A 14,320-nucleotide genomic window follows, 5' to 3' on the forward strand; every position below is an offset into this window, starting at 1 on the left:
TAGCCTTCCGTTTCTGAAAGCTATAGATCAGGTAAAACAGTGCCGGAAGGATGAAGATACTTCCGATCAGCAGTGCCCAACCCAGGGTCTCAATCGTCTTGTCATGGCCTCTATGTTCCAACAGCGAAAGGTAGCCGCCATTCTTGAGGATAACAATGTTTGGAAAATGCCGGTATGTGGTGGTGAACAGTATCATGGTCACCTGAAATCCTGCGAGGATACGGATGCCCTTACTTTCTCCTTTGTAAAGCATGTACCACAAGAGGATAAGCGACAGCGTCGCTGCGATGATAGCCAGAATGCCATAGATATTTCCAAAAACCCAATCAAGGAGCGGGATCTGCTCGTAAGTCGCGGCCAGGAACACCAATGCACCGCAGACGACGGCGGCTATATTCAGTCTGAGCGCTTTACTAACAAACATTCTCTTCTCCTCTTTACTGTCGGTTTCCCCGATCAGATATATCGCGGCGAGAAAACCGCAGATGGCGACGGTAAACAAGCCTACGGAGACAGAGAACCAATCCAGCCAGCTATAAATGTAAGCGGAAAGAAAGTCGGTCGCCTCCGGATCTATTCTTCCGGATACGGCGCTTCCGGCAATAATGCCCAGGAAGAGCGGAGTAATGAAGCTTGAGTAAGCAAAGATGCGGTTGTAAACGTGCTGCATATCATCGACTACGGCATCATAGTGCCGGAAAGTGAAGGCCGTTCCGCGGGCTATGATGCCCAGTAGCATGACCGTCAGGGGGATATGCATGTTGACGGACATGGTTGCATAAATCTCCGGGAACCCCACGAAGAGAATTACAATAGCTATGATCAGCCACATGTGATTGGCTTCCCAAACCGGCCCGATAGCGCTGTATAGTGTTATGCGCGTGCGTTCTTTATTGGTTTTGGATGTAAACAACTCAATAATACCGGCACCATAATCTGCGCCCCCCAATAAAAGGTATAACCAAATTGCTGCCCATAGAAAGGCTATTACGACGTATATCATGGCTGGTTATCATAAAGTTTGTCGACCATCTTGATCTGGCGATACAGCATAAAGATTACGATAATAGAAAGGGACACGTATATCGCCGTGTACATATAAAAAGAATAAATGATGCCGGGCATCGGTGTTACAGCGTCGGCTGTTCTCATTATGCCGTGAATGATCCAGGGTTGACGACCCACTTCTGTGACCGTCCATCCTGCCTCTACAGCGATATAACCCATTGGGGTTGCCGCAACAAAGAGCTTCAATAACCACCGGCTGTTAAGCCAACCCGGCTTCTTCCAGAGGGCGATAAAATAAATGACGGAAATCAAAAGCATGATCATTCCCAGTCCTACCATGATCTGAAATGCATAATGGGTAACGGCTATAGGAGGTTGCTCATCTTCGGGTATTTGGTCAAGACCCGTTACGGGCGTCTTGAAATCGCCATGCGCCAGGAAACTAAGCATGCCGGGGAGCTTGATGGCATATTTTACTTCTTTCTTTTCTTCATCCACTATTCCTCCTAAAATTAACGGTGCAGCTTCTTCGGTATGGAAATGTGCTTCCATGGCGGCCAGCTTTGCTGGTTGGCGCTGTGCCACATCCTTAGCGGATATGTCGCCACTGAGAGGTTGCAGAACAGCGGCTATAGTAGCGAAAATAGCGGCAATCTTAAAAGCTTTGTTGTGAAAACGTATATTCTTGCCTTTAAGGATCATGAGTGCATGCAGGCCGGCAACGGCAAAGCCGGTGGCTACGAACGCTGCAATACACATATGGAGCGCCTGCGAAAACCAGGCGTCATTGAACATCGCTGCGATAGGATCTATGTTAATATATTCACCATTCACATAGTCGAAACCTGCAGGGCTGTTCATCCAGGCATTTGCAGCTACGACCAGAATTCCCGATGCGAGTCCGCTTATCCCAACGATAACGCCTGTGAACCAATGAAACCAGGGATTAAAGCGGTCCCAGCCATAAAGGAAGAACCCGAGGGCAATGGCTTCAATAAAGAAAGCGGTACCTTCAAGGGAAAAAGGCATGCCGAAAATCGGTCCCGCGTGCTTCATAAACTCTGGCCATAGGAGCCCCAGTTCAAAAGAAAGTACAGTGCCCGACACAGCTCCGGTCGCGAAAAGAATCGCCACTCCCTTGCTCCAGGCCTTTGTCAGTTTTTTATAGATTTCATCTTTTGTGCGCAACCAGTAGAAGTGAGATACCGCCATAAAGAAAGGCATAACCATGCCGATGCAGGCGAAGATGATATGAAATCCGAGAGATAAGGCCATCTGAGACCTGGCGGCCATGAAGTCATCCATAATTGCAAGAAGTATATGGCAGCCAAATTACCAAATTTCCACTACAAAGAACTGCATCATGGCGTTTATGTTACGTTCAAGCGAGCCTGCCTGTATAACGTCACTCCGAAGCGTAAAATCGCAAATCGCAGGAGAGGCAGGCCCCTCGCCTAATTATATACGTATATTTTTATAATTTTGCATTTCATTAAGGTTTAAAAACGCTATTTCAGCATGAAAGCCCTAAATTCAGACATAAATATTACTATATTTCAATAATGCAGGAACAGATCACTCAATATACAACCGAAATACTCGCTTTCGAACCCAAGTCGGCAGAAGAACTTGAAGCATTCAGAATAAAATTTCTGGGTACAAAAGGAATCATCAAAGACCTGTTTGACCAGTTCAAAGCTGTCTCTCCGGAAGAAAAGCGCTTGCTTGGCAAAGTTTTGAATGAATTCAAGAAAGTTGCCGAAGAGAGACATCAGCGGTTTAAGGATGAATTTGATTCTGGCCCGGGAGCAGATGATGCCATTGCAGACCTTACTCTTCCGGGAGAAGGTTACGAAATTGGCTCCCGCCATCCGCTGAACCTGGTACGATCGGAGATTATCGAGATATTCAAAAAGCTTGGCTTTACTGTTGCTGAAGGTCCGGAAATTGAAGACGACTGGCATAACTTCTCGGCGCTAAACTTCCCTCAGGAGCATCCGGCACGAGATATGCAGGATACGTTCTTTATTAATAAAGATGCGGTGAACGGCGACATCGCCCTTCGTACGCACACTTCATCGGTTCAGGTTCGTATGATGGAGAACGGTCAGCCGCCTTTCCGCTCTATTATGCCAGGGCGCGTTTACCGTAACGAGGCCATATCCGCACGTGCCCATTGCTTCTTCCATCAGGTAGAGGGACTGTACATCGATGAGAATGTTTCTTTCGCCGACTTAAAACAGACCTTATTTTATTTTGTTCAGGAGATGTTTGGAGAAGGAACGAAAGTTCGTTTCCGTCCCTCCTATTTTCCGTTCACGGAGCCTTCGGCAGAAATGGATATTTCATGTACCATCTGTGGCGGAACGGGATGTCCTCTTTGCAAAAACAGTGGTTGGGTGGAAATCCTTGGCTGTGGCATGGTGGATCCGAACGTATTGGAAAACTGCGGAATTGACAGTAAGAAGTATACAGGATACGCCTTCGGTATGGGTATTGAAAGAATTACGAACCTTAAATATCAAATAAAGGACTTGCGCCTGTTCTCTGAAAATGACGTTCGCTTTTTGAAGCAGTTCCAAAGCGAAATCGTGTAATGATGAGGAAAGTACTTCTGCTAGGGATATGTTTATTTCTTGCTTCTTGTGGCAAAGACCCTTCAGGAGTACCTGATGTTCCTGTTTATTTTCGGGCATCTTTGGGCAACCCGGCTTATTCAGGACTTAACAATCCGGGAAATCATGTGGAAATATCGGGATATGGCGTGGCCGGATTGATCATTTACCGCTCGCCTTTCGAGGGACTGTTAGCCTATGATCGCTGCAGCACCGTAAACCCGGAGAGGAAATGTGCCGTCAAGGTAGACGATACAGGGATTACGGCTACTGATCCTTGCAGCGGTGCCATATTCTCGTTGGAAGATGGCAACCCACAAAAAGAACCGGCAAAAAAACCGCTTAAGGCGTATTATGTTAGTGAAAACAATGGAATAATCTCCGTAAGCAATTAAATGGAAATGGAAGTTGACAAAGTAAAGGAGAATATAATTGAGGCATCTCAGGAGTTGTTCCGCAGATACGGCTACCACAAGACGAGCGTAAACGAAATCGCCAAGAAGGCTAAGATTGCGAAGGCTACTATATACAAATATTTTGACAGCAAAGAAGTTCTGCTTCATTACATTCTCATGGACGAGCTGAAGCAAAGTGTGGACGAGATGATCGACTCTGAATATAATGTTAATGATATTGAGGCCTACCTTTCCAAACTTATCTTCAAAACCTGCAGACTTACCTATACCATTTGCAACGAATTTATTGGCTGGGACTTCATCAGGGAGTCGGCCAATTCACAAGGATTTTTAAAGCTATTATCGGATGACCTGGAAAAACTGTTGATCAGATCGTTTCAGGAGACAATGCCGGTTAAAAAGAATGAAAGTCATGCTGCAGGCATCCGTTTCCTGATAAAAGCCAGCAAGAGCATTGTCTTTTCTTATGCGTTCACCTCGGTAAGCGATGCTGATGTACGTAAGAATTTTGTCAATTTCCAAAAAGAGATTCTTCCTTATTTGGTAAAAGCAGCTATCAGATAAACATCTGAATATCAAATAACGTTATACTAAATACCAGATCGGTATTTGTTTACGTTGGTTATTACAGATAGAAAGAGGTTTGTCATGAGTAAAGAAATCAAAGATTTTTCGAATAGTATTGACGAGCAGTTCGATTTCAGAGAGCCGTTTAAGAGCTTTTTTGGATTGCTCTTAAGCGTATTTATCTGACATCAGGCATAAAGGATCATACCTTCCCATAGGGATTACTGCGTCCTTGCCATTCTATTTATCCTTTAAAAATTCCGCACTTCAAAAATTACTTTAATTTTGCGCTTCACGGGATTGTCGGCCTGACCGTCTGCTGTGTTGATTTGATATAATATTTACATGAGAAGAAAGCCTGCTGAGAAGAAGCGAATAGAAAATGTCCTGGTTACCGATATTGCAGAAGAAGGAAAAGGGCTCGGAAAATCCGAAGAGCTGGTCATCTTTATTGACAAAGCTATACCCGGCGACGTTGTTGACATCGAGCTCTTCCGGAAGAAGAAGAACTTTGGCGAAGCAAAGGTGACGCGGATAGTAAGTCCTTCTGAATACCGTACGCAGCCATTCTGTGAACATTTTGGCGTATGCGGAGGTTGCAAATGGCAGCACATGACCTATGATGCCCAGCTCAGGTTCAAGCAAAAATCAGTAAACGATGCCCTTGAACGCTTGGCTAAGATTGACACGGCACCGATGGAGCCTATATTGCCTTCGTTTGAAACGCGCTATTATCGTAATAAGTTAGAATATACGTTTTCCGACAAGCGCTGGCTGACCGATGAGGATGTTGCCAGGGACGAAGAGCATAATATGAACGCGCTTGGTTTCCACGTGCCGCTTAGGTTCGATAAGATCCTGAACATTGAGACTTGCTATCTTCAGGGCAGTCCCTCTAATGAAATCAGGAACAGTATCCGGAAATTTGCACTTGATAACGCTATATCTTTTTACAACCTCAGAAATCATGAGGGTGCCCTGAGAAACCTGATCATCCGTACGTCAACTACCGGGGAGATCATGGTGATTGTTGTGTTTGCCTACGCAGAACAGGACGAGATACAAAAGATGATGGAGCATGTGCAGGCAACATTTCCGCAACTTACGTCACTTCTTTATATCATCAATCACAAGAAAAACGATACGATCTTTGATCAGGACATCCATGTGTTTGCCGGTCGTGACTACATCTTCGAAGAGATGGAAGGATTAACGTTTAAGATAGGGCCCAAAAGCTTTTATCAGACCAACTCTCTGCAGGCTTATGAGCTTTACGCTTTAACCCGTCAGTTTGCCGGATTCACAGGCGATGAACTGGTTTACGACCTTTATACCGGCGCGGGCACTATTGCCAACTTTGTTGCGAGACATGTTAAAGCGGTTATCGGGATTGAATATGTACCAACAGCGATTGAGGATGCGAAAGTAAACTCGTCTCTGAACGGTATCACCAACACAACATTTTACGCCGGTGATATGAAGGATGTATTGACCCCGGAATTTGCTGAACAACATGGTAAGCCTGACGTTATTATTACCGATCCGCCGAGGGCAGGAATGCATCCGGATGTGGTTCAACGTTTACTGGAAATGGAAGCACCGAAAATTGTTTACGTAAGCTGCAACGCCGCTACACAGGCAAGGGATATCGCGCTATTGAAGGAGAAATATGAAACGACACGCATCAGGCCGGTGGATATGTTTCCGCATACTCAGCATGTAGAGAACGTTGTATTACTTGAATTACGGCCGGCTGCTGATACCGGAATTTAAGATCGAAAACTATGGAATTAAAAGATTTAATCAACCAATCTGACTCTGAAGGAAATAACAATCCGGAAAAGGAAAGCCCCCTTAAGAGCCTGGAGAAAGACCTTAAATTTTACAGTGAGTCTATCAGAGAGGTTTCGATGGAGATTATCAATGAGGGACTTTCTGAATATCCTATTTTTGCGGCCCACCAGCATGAGCTGACTTTGGGCGAATTAATCCTGGACAGAACGGATCTTGGCACCAGCTGGTCCATTCAAGCCTCTACGCTGGAAGAATTTATCCAGAAAGGAATTATTCACCGGGAAAAGAAAGACCGTTTTATCAAGACCTACAAGAATCCGGAAGATTTTATCTGCCTCTTCGTAGTTGTTCCGGAGGGAGCTAATTTTGTATTCTACCCTTATCACTAATCTGACTAATCATGACGAACGAAGTAATCATCCTGAATCAAAAACAAATCGAACAGAAAATAACCCGAATTGCCTACCAGCTTTGGGAAGATAATCTGGAAGAAAAGGAACTGGTTATTGCCGGTATCGTCGATTATGGCTATATCCTTGCAGAACGCATTAAAAATAAGCTTGAGGAAATCAGTGGAATCAAGATTACCTTGATGAAGATCGTCATGGATAAGACTACCACTTTTCTCCAAGCGAATACGGATATCGCTGTAGAGGAATGTGCAGAAAAAGTGGTCATCCTGGTAGACGACGTGGTTAATCGCGGCAGGACGATGGCCTACGGGATCGGCATCTTTCTGGACATTCCGGTCAAGAAGCTACGTACTGTTGCCCTTGTTGACAGAAGCCACAGGGTATTTCCGGTATCGCCGGACTATACCGGCATGGAGCTATCAACCGTTATTAAGGAACATGTTGACGTTGTCATTTCCAATCAACCGGATACAGAAGATGTGGTTTATTTACGATAATCGCTGAGGATGGTCCAGAGCTTTTCTGCATTTAGACCTAATCCGGAAGCTGTAATTTGAGCTTTACGGTAGAAAGCTTCGCGTTCATCAAGCTTACCGGCAATAAACTGGATCAGTGCTTCACCCTTATAGTCTTTTAGTACCGGTCTGACTTCTTCAGCCTTTTCGAGGCGACTGGCAAGAGCTGCGGGAGGCACTGCTATATAGACAGTCACCCCTTGTGTGTTCATCCAGTCTATATTATCAAAATAGCAGGGAGCGCCTCCACCTGTTGCAATGACGGAGTTATGGGGGAAATCTGTTGATTGCAGCACATCGCGTTCCAACTCGCGGAATGCCGCTTCGCCATGCTCCGCGAAGTACTGCGGAATCGTTTTTCCGGCTACCTGCTCGATGGCTTTGTCGAGATCAATGAATGTAAACCCATTTTTAGATGCCAGCTTTTTACCCAGGGTAGTTTTGCCGCAACCCATAAATCCAATTAAAAACACTTTCATTTTTGTTATTGCTTAGGTTGCCTCAGGTATTCGGATTCGAGTTCATCGTAAGTAGGAAGGCTATGGAAATGCCATTTATTAATGACCACCCCATTTTTGAGAAGCAGTAGCCCGGGATTGGAACGCACCATGCTTTTAAGTGGCACGGCATCTGCATTGAAAATCTCCATCATCAGCTTGTGTTTCTTGCGGTAGGTGTCTGCAGATTCCGAAGTATTGGAGGTAAGCAACACAGTGCGTACATTGTAATTTTCGGCAGCGTTGACAGCTAGTGCGTTGATGGCGCCCATGCCGTTCTGGTCGGCCTTATCGAGATTATAAGCCACAACGATCAGGTTGTAATAAGGGTTCTCAATGATCTCGGAGGTATAATCGGTGCCCTGACTGTCGGCGATAATCAAATCGCGAATCTTTGGTTCATAGCCCTTTTTCAGGAGCTGATTTTGAGGTTCGCCAGCAATTTCCCAGTTTGCATCTTTCCAGATCTCGGTTTTGAGGTATTCCTTGTCGGTCATCTTCTGTGTTTCGCCACTTTTCTTATGTTTCATCGTATAAGTGATGACATACTCGTCTTTGGGAGCACCGGGCGGGATGCGCATGTTGTCCGGAAGATTGGAGCCTACCTGGTATGGGAGGAAATCTACAAATGGAAGATAATTATAAGTATATATCCCTATTCCAAACGAGAAAATAACGGCGACAATCATCAGTGTGCTCATGATTCCTGTTGACGGGAATAGTGGCTGTATGTAGTTCCGCTTCGTGAAGATGAATGCGATAAGAGTTAAAAGGACGAGATCTTTCAGGAAGGATTGCCACGGTGTCAGGGGAATGGCATCTCCAAAACATCCGCAGGATTTAACTACATCGAAAGCAGCCGACCAGAAGGTTAGAAAAGTAAAAAACAAAATCAGCAGCAGCAGGCCCCAACTCACCTGCAGCGCCCTGTAGCCGATTAGGAGGGCTATGCCCAGAATAATCTCCAGGGCACAGATCGTGATGGAAATAGTGACGGCATAGTCATTTAGAAACGTGGTATGAAAAACTTCAAAGTATTCCTGGAGCTTGTAGGCGAAGCCTAATGGGTCATTTGCCTTAACAAGGCCCGAGAAGACAAACAGTATGCCTACAAAAATGCGGCAAAACCACAGCAGGTATTGCGAACGGGTATTTAATTTCGTTGAGGCGTTTATCATACTTTCAAATTATTTATTCATCACTGCTGCTTTCTGTCCCCATTCTGATCAGGGCAAAAACGGCATAATTCAACATATCCTGGTAGTTGGCTTTCACTCCTTCGGAGGCGAGCGTTTGCCCTTCGTTGTCTTCTATCTGCTTGACTCGAAGGATCTTCATCAGAATGAGATCGGTAAGTGAGCTGATACGCATATCTCTCCAGGCCTCGCCATAATCATGGTTCTTGGCGAACATCAGATCCTTGGTCTCGTTGACGAGGCGGTGGTATTTCTCTTGCACCTCGGTTACTTCAAGCTCCATGGGTGCGCCGTCACCTAGCTCCAACTGCATCATTGCGATCACACAATAGTTAATGATACCTACATACTCAGAATGAATGCTTTCTCCCACTTTGGAGACCTTCTTTTCCTCCAGCGTCCGGATTCGCTGTGCTTTTATAAAGATTTGATCTGTTATAGAGCTTGCCCTCAGTATCCGCCATGCGGTACCATAGTCTTTTGTTTTTTTCAGAAAAAGATCGCTGCAATATTGGATGACTGAATCGTACTCGAGAGAGGTATTGTGTGCCAAAATATTTGTTTATTTGATAAAGAGGTGAATTAACCTGTATTTTGCAATTTTGATAATGAACGATAAAAGTACGTCTTTTCAGCAAAAGAAAACCATTAATGCCGGTGGGAGTCTCATAGATTTTACAATACCGCGTGTTATGGGAATTCTCAATATCACGCCAGATTCTTTTTATCAGGGAAGCAGAACACCGGGGACGGACGAAGCACTGAATCGGGCAGAAAAATTTTTATCGGAGGGAGCTGCGATGCTGGACATTGGAGCCTACTCTACCCGGCCCGGTGCAGCAGAAGTTTCGGAAGCGGAAGAGGCGGAACGCATAGTGCCTGTCATACGTGCTTTAGCCAGGGAATTCCCCGAAGCAATTCTGTCTGTGGATACTTTCAGGGCCTCGGTGGCGCAGAACTCCATTGAGGCTGGTGCTCATATCATCAATGACATTTCGGGAGGGAACCTGGACCCGCTGATGTTTGAAACGGTGGCGCGATTAAAAGTGCCGTATATTTTGATGCATATGCGGGGCACACCCCAAACAATGACCGGACTTACGGGCTATCAGGATATTTTCGGGGAGGTATTGTCGTATTTTGCCGAGCGTATAGCACGTTTGAAGGCGCTACATGTCCACGATATCATCCTGGACCCTGGCTTTGGATTTGCAAAAAATACGGAGGAGAACTTTGAGCTGCTGAACCAGATGGAGAAGTTTTCGATATGCGGACTTCCGGTACTGGCTGGGCTGTCGCGAAAAAGGACGATCTGGAAGACCCTCAACATCACGAGTGAGGAAGCGCTAAACGGCACCACCGTGCTGAATACTGTCGCTTTGATGAAGGGCGCAGCGATCCTCCGCGTACATGATGTTAAGGAGGCTGTAGAGGCCGTAAAACTGGTTCAGTGTATGCAACAGGAGAAATTTTGATTTTATCTGCAGCTATTTTCTTATCTTCGAAGCTTTCACGACACACCCTAAACACCCTGTATCCGGGCGCCTAAAGTTGACATACATGGACCGTTTTGACCTCAGTTTTCTGCAATTGCGCTTTCTTGATATTATTGATATTATCCTGGTGGCTGTTATCATCTACTATGTATACAACCTCATTCGCGGCACTATTGCAGTGAATATCGTTTTAGGCCTTATCATCATTTATCTTGTTTATATCGTCACAGAGCAACTGAAGATGCAGCTGCTTAGCCATATTCTGGGTGGATTTGTCAGTGTCGGTTTTCTTGCGCTGATCATTGTTTTTCAGCAGGAGATCAGGCGTTTTCTGCTATTAATTGGAAAAAACGCTGCGCTGCACAGAAATAAGCTTTGGAAGACTTTTTTGCCCGGGAACAAGGAACCGGAGAATGTTAATGAGCCAGCTATTAAACATATCATTGATGCCTGCAAAACAATGCAGCATAGCCGCACAGGTGCGCTGATTGTTTTTGCGAAGTTCTTCGACGACCAATATTACCAGAATACAGGCGAGCCGATAGATGCATACATATCTAAGCGCCTGATTGAAACGATCTTTAAGAAGAACAGTCCGCTTCACGACGGTGCGATGGTGATCTCTGAAGGAAAAATTAAATGTGCCAGTTGTATCCTTCCCGTAAGTGACAACATTAAACTTCCTGCTCAGTTTGGATTACGACACAGGGCTGGAATTGGAATAACAGAATTGAGCGATGCGGTGGCCATAATCGTTTCAGAGGAAACAGGGCAGCTGGCTTACGCGAAGCAAGGGCGGGTGCGTATGGATGTGAGTTACAGCGACCTGGAAGTGCTGCTGACAAGGGATATTTAACATGAAACAGGATCCGGGATTAGCGGATCCTGATTATGTGTTTTGCATTAAAGCATACAGCGGTGCTTTTCTTAGCACTACTGCCTCTGCCATGTTTTTCTTAGCAGTACTGTTCGAATGCGCTAACAAGATTGTCGGCGATCATCTGAGCCGGACGGCCTTCGATTTGATGACGCTCAATCATATGTACTAATTTTCCGTCTTTGAAAAGTGCCATTGCTGGTGATGACGGAGGATAAGGCAGCATATATGATCTGGCTTTATCTACCGCTTCCTTTTCTACTCCTGCAAAAACGGTAATTAGTTTCGCCGGATGTTTCTCATTGCTGGCAGCCATCTTCGCTGCTGGGCGCGCATTAGCAGCAGCACATCCGCATACGGAGTTTACTACCACAAATACAGTACCTTCAGACTCGATTGCCGCGCTTACTTCTTCGGCAGACTTCAAATCCTGAAAGCCGGCTCCTACAAGATCTTCCCTCATTGGGGCAGTTAAATATTCTGGATACATACTTTTAATTTACAATTTAAGAATACAAAAATAAGGGTTCCTGACCAAAGCAGATCAAATCTCTGTCACATTTAGTGATAAACCTTTGATTAGGAGTTGCCGACATAAAGGCTGCTTACACGCTAAGCAAGTGATTATCATTCCAGCTTTGCCATAGAGGTCACCTTGTCGGGCCTGCGAATGGCACTATGTGCCGCATGCTGAGCAATCCTGGCCTGCTCTTTCGTCACAGACTCGGGGATATATCTGTTACCTACTGGATTTTTGCCAGTCAGGGCTTCTAACCAAGTACATGCAACTGTATACCGTCCGTAAGTCAATTGGAGATGGTACCCATCTCTTGTCAGATTATCACCAATAACACTGGTTCTGGCATTTTGTATGGCCGTACCTGCAGGAACCAGAATTTTAAACCTTCCAGTCTTTAAATACGCTGACTTAGTTGCCTTTACTATTGCCTCGAACATCTGATCTTGATTGTTCTGGTAAGTAGCGAATGCTGCTTGCGGGGAGTCTTTTGCGTAAGCCCACGTTCGGTGCAGGATAAACTTCACCTTAGGATTAGTCGCATGTGCATCAACATAATCCATCAGGTTGGACAGGTAGGGAAAATAGGATTCGTAGAGACCTGAGTAGGGACTGGCCTGTTGAAAGCTGATATAGTCCCATGGTTCATCCCTGACACCAAAAGCAAGAGTTTGTCCGTCAGTGATGGTCTTCTTCCCACCGACTATCTTTCGGTAGGAGTAATTTGGCGCATCGGAAGCCGCATTCTTACTATGGGTTTCAAGTGAGCAACCTCCGATGGACAGGTTTCCGATCACGAGACTGTCGCCTGCCGCCTTTGCAAGATCATACAGATAATTTTCAACTGCGTCTTCAGAGAAGCTGTTGCCGATGGTTAACAACCTGATTACGTTCCTGGCTTGGGCGCCGAGGCTGCAAAAAGCAAAGAGCAGAAAAAGGAGGATATACCTGTTGAGATAATTTTTCACGATGTAATAATTTGATGCGGTAAGATAATAAAACTCGTGGATAGTGAATGCTTGTCTTCTGCAATCAAGTAGCTGAATAGCGAAATGTCAGATCAAAATCCTTAATTACCAGAGTTTTTGCCTGCTTTGATATTGGCTAAACTATTGTGTAATTTTGCAGAGAACAATAATAATATAATCTATGTCATCAGTAGTGATAAAACATAGTGTTTCCCCCGATTTCTGCACATTAACTTTCCTCTTAACAGCTCAATAAACCAACACTTTATATTTCTAAGTATTTCTATGTATCAAAATTCTGTGTGCAAATAGCGTGCAAATCGAAATAATACAGTTACCTTTATGTATGGCAACAGCAAGGGTAATTCTGGATGAAAGGCGTGCAAAATCCAACGGGCTTTTTCCTGTGAAAATCAGGATTGCAGATGGTCGCGCCTGGAAGTTATACGGAACATCTTATTCTCTGAGTTATGACGATTTTAAGAAGCTTTTGGAAGGCAAACGGCTTAATGAAAATCTAAAGCCAATGAAGGTAAAGATTGACGGTCTGCTATCAAAAGCCAACAGCATCATTGATGATATGCACCCATTTTCTTTTGACGCCTTTCAACAACGCTTCACTCAAAAAGGGAACCGGTCAGATGTCCTTTTTCTTTTGAGAGACAAAGCCGATCGAATGAGGACTGAAGAAAAGTTCGGAAATGCTAATCTCTATAGCCAGGCTGCTGCCCTACTGGAGCGATACAATTCTACCGTTAATAAATCATCAGAGCTGCCTATCACTGATATCACACCAAAGTGGCTCCAATCCTTTGAGACCTGGGCATTAAAGCTCAAGCGTACAACCAAGAAAGCCGAAGTATTCGCTGAGTATGGAAAGACGACGCTGGGTATGTACCTGATCCGAGTTCGTGCCATATTCAATGACGCCATAACAAACAACGAGATAGCCCGTAACACCTACCCTTTCCACAAAGCCGACAATAAGCAAGGTTACAAAATACCGAAAGGCTCAAACAACAAACGTGCCTTGTCTATGGATGAGATCATGGCCATCTATGATTATGAAACCGATCATCCGGCGGAGATGTTCGCCAGGGATATATTCATCTTCAGCTATCTCTCCAGCGGCATGAACGTGATTGACATATTCCGACTGAAGTGGGCGGATGTTAAGCGTGATCACTTCTCCTTCGTGCGGAAGAAGACAGAGAACAAGACCGGGGGTGCGAACAGGATTAAGATTCCCCTTTCAGATGATCTGCAGCGGATCATTGAGACCCATAGTACTCGTAAACTAAACAGCGGATATGTTTTTGATGTAATACCTGCGAACGCCACTGAGGCGGAAAGCCTTCAGAAGGTAAGAGCTGCAGTAGCCGCGATCAATGTCAACCTTAAAAAGATCGCCCGCAAGCTCGACATAACCGAAGAGATAAGC

General features: G+C 45.1%; 16 protein-coding genes. 9 read left to right on the forward strand and 7 right to left on the reverse strand.

The annotated features are described in order from the left end of the window. Together ACKI5J_RS14665 and ACKI5J_RS14670 are read right to left on the reverse strand one after the other, a co-directional pair. Positions 1-1,003: cytochrome d ubiquinol oxidase subunit II (locus ACKI5J_RS14665; protein ID WP_407430233.1), on the reverse strand; the 1,003-nt coding region annotated here is incomplete at its 3' end. Then, entirely contained in the window at positions 1,000-2,313 is a 1,314-nt protein-coding gene (locus ACKI5J_RS14670; RefSeq protein ID WP_407430234.1) for a cytochrome ubiquinol oxidase subunit I, read from the reverse strand. The genes ACKI5J_RS14670 and ACKI5J_RS14665, both read right to left, overlap by 4 nt. A gap of 257 nt (positions 2,314-2,570) precedes the next feature. Between ACKI5J_RS14670 and pheS the strand changes: the two genes are divergently transcribed. The 6 genes from pheS (at position 2,571) to ACKI5J_RS14700 (ending at position 7,310) form a co-directional block, all read left to right on the forward strand. Beyond that, positions 2,571-3,605, forward strand: coding sequence for a phenylalanine--tRNA ligase subunit alpha (pheS, locus tag ACKI5J_RS14675; RefSeq protein WP_407430235.1), 1,035 nt, complete (start codon positions 2,571-2,573; stop codon positions 3,603-3,605). Then, positions 3,605-4,018 carry a hypothetical protein gene (locus tag ACKI5J_RS14680; RefSeq protein ID WP_407430236.1) on the forward strand — a complete coding sequence of 138 codons (414 nt, stop codon included), beginning with the start codon at positions 3,605-3,607 and terminating at the stop codon, positions 4,016-4,018. Before pheS ends, ACKI5J_RS14680 begins: the two co-directional genes overlap by 1 nt. A gap of 6 nt (positions 4,019-4,024) precedes the next feature. Further along, entirely contained in the window at positions 4,025-4,603 is a 579-nt protein-coding gene (locus tag ACKI5J_RS14685) for a TetR/AcrR family transcriptional regulator (protein WP_407430237.1), read from the forward strand. 348 nt (positions 4,604-4,951) lie between these two features. Beyond that, positions 4,952-6,379, forward strand: coding sequence for a 23S rRNA (uracil(1939)-C(5))-methyltransferase RlmD (gene rlmD, locus ACKI5J_RS14690; RefSeq protein WP_407430238.1), 1,428 nt, complete (start codon positions 4,952-4,954; stop codon positions 6,377-6,379). Positions 6,380-6,390: 11 nt separating this feature from the next. Continuing rightward, a complete protein-coding gene (locus ACKI5J_RS14695; RefSeq protein ID WP_407430239.1) occupies positions 6,391-6,789 on the forward strand; it encodes a hypothetical protein in 399 nt (132 codons plus the stop codon). A gap of 11 nt (positions 6,790-6,800) precedes the next feature. Beyond that, entirely contained in the window at positions 6,801-7,310 is a 510-nt protein-coding gene (locus ACKI5J_RS14700) for a phosphoribosyltransferase family protein (RefSeq protein WP_407430240.1), read from the forward strand. Here the strand turns inward: ACKI5J_RS14700 and ACKI5J_RS14705 are convergent. From ACKI5J_RS14705 to ACKI5J_RS14715, 3 genes are read right to left on the reverse strand one after another with little or no spacing between them, the layout of a single operon-like run. After that, positions 7,298-7,807 (reverse strand): shikimate kinase, encoded by a 510-nt coding sequence (locus ACKI5J_RS14705; RefSeq protein ID WP_407430241.1) that lies wholly within the window; start codon positions 7,805-7,807, stop codon positions 7,298-7,300. The genes ACKI5J_RS14700 and ACKI5J_RS14705 overlap by 13 nt on opposite strands. A gap of 5 nt (positions 7,808-7,812) precedes the next feature. Then, positions 7,813-9,003 (reverse strand): BT_3928 family protein, encoded by a 1,191-nt coding sequence (locus ACKI5J_RS14710; RefSeq protein WP_407430242.1) that lies wholly within the window; start codon positions 9,001-9,003, stop codon positions 7,813-7,815. A gap of 13 nt (positions 9,004-9,016) precedes the next feature. Continuing rightward, entirely contained in the window at positions 9,017-9,574 is a 558-nt protein-coding gene (locus ACKI5J_RS14715) for a DUF1599 domain-containing protein (protein WP_407430243.1), read from the reverse strand. Positions 9,575-9,629: 55 nt separating this feature from the next. On the opposite strand from ACKI5J_RS14715, the gene folP reads away from it, so the two are divergent. Both folP and cdaA read left to right on the forward strand, forming a co-directional pair. Next, the gene (gene folP, locus ACKI5J_RS14720; protein ID WP_407430244.1) at positions 9,630-10,496 is read left to right on the forward strand and encodes a dihydropteroate synthase; all 867 of its coding nucleotides are present in this window, start codon (positions 9,630-9,632) and stop codon (positions 10,494-10,496) included. 85 nt (positions 10,497-10,581) lie between these two features. Beyond that, positions 10,582-11,373, forward strand: coding sequence for a diadenylate cyclase CdaA (gene cdaA, locus ACKI5J_RS14725; RefSeq protein ID WP_407430245.1), 792 nt, complete (start codon positions 10,582-10,584; stop codon positions 11,371-11,373). Between the two features lie 100 nt (positions 11,374-11,473). Here the strand turns inward: cdaA and ACKI5J_RS14730 are convergent, their stop codons facing one another. Next, entirely contained in the window at positions 11,474-11,884 is a 411-nt protein-coding gene (locus ACKI5J_RS14730) for a BrxA/BrxB family bacilliredoxin (protein WP_407430246.1), read from the reverse strand. Between the two features lie 137 nt (positions 11,885-12,021). Then, positions 12,022-12,879: a DUF4886 domain-containing protein gene (locus tag ACKI5J_RS14735; RefSeq protein WP_407430247.1), complete on the reverse strand. Its 858-nt coding sequence runs from the start codon at positions 12,877-12,879 to the stop codon at positions 12,022-12,024. 346 nt (positions 12,880-13,225) lie between these two features. Between ACKI5J_RS14735 and ACKI5J_RS14740 the strand changes: the two genes are divergently transcribed. Continuing rightward, a partial coding sequence (locus tag ACKI5J_RS14740; protein ID WP_407430248.1) for a phage integrase SAM-like domain-containing protein occupies positions 13,226-14,320 on the forward strand: 1,095 nt, incomplete at its 3' end.

Source organism: Arcticibacter sp. (genome assembly GCF_045629565.1).
Lineage (GTDB): Bacteria > Bacteroidota > Bacteroidia > Sphingobacteriales > Sphingobacteriaceae > Arcticibacter.